4 protein-coding genes are annotated in these 3474 nt (G+C 48.5%); 2 read left to right on the top strand and 2 right to left on the bottom strand.

What is annotated here, in order from left to right:
* Nucleotides 1-745: pentapeptide repeat-containing protein (locus ACOJS8_RS04515; RefSeq protein ID WP_420147339.1), on the bottom strand; the 745-nt coding region annotated here is incomplete at its 3' end.
* The gene (locus ACOJS8_RS04510; protein WP_420147338.1) at nucleotides 693-2378 is read right to left on the bottom strand and encodes a C1 family peptidase; all 1686 of its coding nucleotides are present in this window, start codon (nucleotides 2376-2378) and stop codon (nucleotides 693-695) included. The genes ACOJS8_RS04515 and ACOJS8_RS04510, both read right to left, overlap by 53 nt.
* A gap of 325 nt (nucleotides 2379-2703) precedes the next feature.
* Here ACOJS8_RS04510 and ACOJS8_RS04505 point away from each other — a divergent pair, with 325 nt between their 5' ends.
* Nucleotides 2704-3042: a PadR family transcriptional regulator gene (locus ACOJS8_RS04505; RefSeq protein ID WP_420147337.1), complete on the top strand. Its 339-nt coding sequence runs from the start codon at nucleotides 2704-2706 to the stop codon at nucleotides 3040-3042.
* The coding region (locus ACOJS8_RS04500) for a permease prefix domain 2-containing transporter (RefSeq protein ID WP_420147336.1) at nucleotides 3039-3474 on the top strand (436 nt) is incomplete at its 3' end. The genes ACOJS8_RS04505 and ACOJS8_RS04500, both read left to right, overlap by 4 nt.

The raw sequence follows: 3474 nt of genomic DNA, 5'->3' as shown, positions 1-3474 counted from the left end.
GGCAATTATCAAAGATACTTCGGCCCGCCAACTGAGCATAGTTGAACGTAAGTAATCCGTACGTCGTACATAACGAAAAATCGAGATTACCTCTGAATTCAGCCAGGTTGAACGGTGTATCTCCGTTGAACACCGCGCTTTGAAAATAAGTCGTTCCCGCCCAGACCGATTTCCAGAAGTTAGCCATCTTTCCGAAATAAGCACTTTGAAAGCGGCTTTCCTGTGTGAAGAACGTATTGTCGAAATACGCTTCGGCGCCAAAGTGAGCGCCTTCAAAGGAAGCTATCCGGTTAAATGTGCTTCTGGAAAAGCAGCTAACGCCCGCTACCGTCACCGACTGAAAATTAGCTTCGCTGTTGAACTTACAGTTTAGAAATGTAAGATTCTTCCGAAAATCACAGAGCGTAGTCTGGTCGTTACGTTGGCTGAAAGCAATCACTTTCCCTGTGAACACGCAATTCCTGAAGAAAACCGGCGACTCGATAACCGCTTTGCGCCGGCTTTCGGTTTCGGGGAACGTAGCCAACGTAGTGAAATCCAGATCACCGTCAATTGTGACGTTCTCCAATAAAACCGGCTCCTGTTTTCTGATCTTTTCGAGAACACTCGCGGCCGATACGTTTTTGCTGCTGGACGTAGCGTTGGTGGTACAGGAAACGTAGCACAACCCTAGCAACAGCATTGCCAGCCACTTACTTGCTCTTTGGCGAGCGGATAGACGACTGAATGGCGTTCTGACGATCATGTTCCCGAAGTTTTTGAGCGAAGGCTCCGCTCTTTTTCTGTTGACGAATGAAGCTAAAAATTTCCTGGGGCGAGTAAGCATTCATGTTGCCCGGTTTCACCATCGAGTTGAACTCGCGACGCAATTTGAGCGGACTCTTGATTGACTGCTGGTTTTTGAAGGAGAACAATTCCTTTTCGTAGCCCTGGCGAGCGGCATACCCATTTCTGAATTTTACGGGCCGGTCAGTCGTGTAGAAGAAGTTATCTTCTTCATAATCTTCATCGAACGTACCGTCGGCATCGACGACCAGCACCAGATAATAGGCTCCGTTCAGATTAGATGGCATGTTGTAGCTTACCTGCACACCCGCATCATTGCCGAAAAGCTGGTCGGAAAGGCTGCTACCCGACGGTATTGGCAAGTTCAGATTACAATTGCCGCCATCACAGGTGTATTTCCTGGAACCCAATCCCTTCGTTGTGTAGGTATGATGGAACAGAACGCCATAGTCATCGGCATTTCGGGCGTTGTAATAAATGTAATACGCCGTCCAGGGGGTTTGGGGTTTGGCATCGGCATTCCCATCGTTGTAAATATTCAGGTCAACGATTCGGGCCGTTGAGGAACCCGTACTCTCGTAGTCCGAAAAATCCTGATTTACCCAGGCCACCAAATCGACACCTTTTGTGGATGGATTGGGTTGCTGATCATCCTGCGGTTTGGTGTTCGCTTCGCTCATAACAAGCACTTCTTTATTTCCATGCTCATCATAGGTAATAAATGTATTCAGCAGGAAATTGTAATCGACCCAGATGAACCCTTTACTGCCCCAGGTGGTACCCCAAGAGTTCACGATTTTGAAAGCACCTCCTGCTCCTTTGCGATCGTCGTAACCTACGATGGTCAGGGCATGATACGCATGTTGCCCAACTTTGTTGTACGTAGTGTTCGACGACAGCACATTATCGCTATTCCAGGCCATAAAATTGTCGGCCAGCTTAGCGCCCAGGATCACCGGCATTTTATTGGCCAGTTGCTGTTTAATACCAACCACAGTGGGATCAATCAGGCGGTAGCTTTTAATTTTATGTTTAGCGGCCTCAGCATCCCAGGCGGGCAAAACAGTTGCCCTGCTACAGGTACCCATATCTGCGTAAGGCACTACGCTCAGGGTTGCTGCTCCCCGTTCCTGGAGCAAGTCCAGGTTATCGGTAAAAGAGCTTCCATTACAATTAGCGCCTTTCTGGCTCTTTCCTCCTTCCGGAATGGCGGTGAACAAATCGCGCGGACTAATCTGATACGTAGCATTGGTCAACTGAGCCGTTGTATAGCCTTTCGCAATCCCTTCGACGGTGGTTTTTGTGTAATATCCAATTGCCCAAGAGGAGCACGTCCCGTATTTGCCCTGATTCCCGACGGGCGGCATATAGGGTGTAAGATCAACAGAAGCTGGTAGGTTACCTGCTGAGGCATACCCGAAATTGGTCGAAACAGGCACCTCACTAAGGTCTTCCTTAGCAACACCTCCGAGTCCGAATTCCAATTCCGTAGGTGCGCCCTGATCGGGTGCAGGGACTTTGTCTTCTTCTTTTTTACAACCGAAGAGCAGCGTTGCAAGGAAAGTGGTAAGTACTAGTTTTTGAATATTCATTGGATTAAAAAAGAGAATGGTGTGGCTAATGACCAGAGCAAAGGTGAGCGTTTGGCAGCCGACAGGAAATGAGAAGGGATACCAACCGTTAAAATCGATGGCTGAATTGAGCAATTCAGGAATTGAAGGATAGGAACTCAGAGACGAGTCAGGAAGGAAATCGAATGAGTACGTATTTCGTATGTCCCAAACCGTACGTTTCCTGTCCGATACCGGACAATACGTATCGCAATACGCAAAGTAAAAAGTCTATTCAGGCGATACAATAGCCTTTTTACATTCTGGCAAACCATTTGATCAGCAAATATAGAACTAACGTAAACCCATGAAACGAAGCTATTTGGGCGAGTTCGAAGAAATCGTACTCCTGACAGTTGCCGTCATGGAAGGAGACGCTTACGGCGTGTCGATTACCCACGAGATTATTGAACAAACCGGTCGGTCGGTGCGGCTGAATCAGATTCATGCCGCTCTTCAGCGATTGGAAGATAAAGGGATGGTGAAGTCGGAAATGGGCGAGCCTACCGCCGAACGAGGTGGCCGACGCAAACGTCTGTTTACCGTAACGGCCTACGGTCGGCGAACCTTACAGGAGATCCAGGAAGTGCGTACCAGTTTCTGGGATCGCCTGCTTAATCCGCTCAAATCAGCGACAAGCTTATGAACGTATCACCCCAGCCTCCTCAGCTCGCCGACCGACTGTTACGTCTCTTCTGTGCTCCTCACCGGCTGGAAGAGGTGCAGGGCGATCTACATGAAGAATTTGTCTGGCAAACCAAACGGATTGGCAAACGGGGAGCGCAGTGGCGGTACTGGTGGGACGTACTGGGTTTTTTGAAGCCAAGATTTACCGTAAAACAAAAAGATCAGTCTTATTCGAATCCAGCAAACACAGCCATGATCCGTAACTATCTCAAAGTCGCATTTCGAAACCTGACCCGACACAAAGGGTACTCCCTGATTAATATTGGTGGCCTGGCGGTCGGAATGGCAGTTGCCATGCTGATCGGCTTGTGGATTTACGACGAGCTTTCCTACAATACGCATCACCAGCATTACCACCAGATTGCTCAGGTTATGCAGAACCAAACTTCAA

Source organism: Spirosoma sp., assembly GCF_048594605.1.
In the GTDB taxonomy this organism is placed as follows: domain Bacteria; phylum Bacteroidota; class Bacteroidia; order Cytophagales; family Spirosomataceae; genus Spirosoma.
Note: the sequence above shows the minus strand (reverse complement) of the source record. Positions and strands in the feature narration are given on the sequence as shown.

Coding starts and splice junctions, on each gene's coding strand:
- ACOJS8_RS04510 (WP_420147338.1), bottom strand. CDS start 2,378: ATGAATATTCAAAAACTAGTACTTACCACTTTCCTTGCAACGCTGCTC.
- ACOJS8_RS04505 (WP_420147337.1), top strand. CDS start 2,704: ATGAAACGAAGCTATTTGGGCGAGTTCGAAGAAATCGTACTCCTGACA.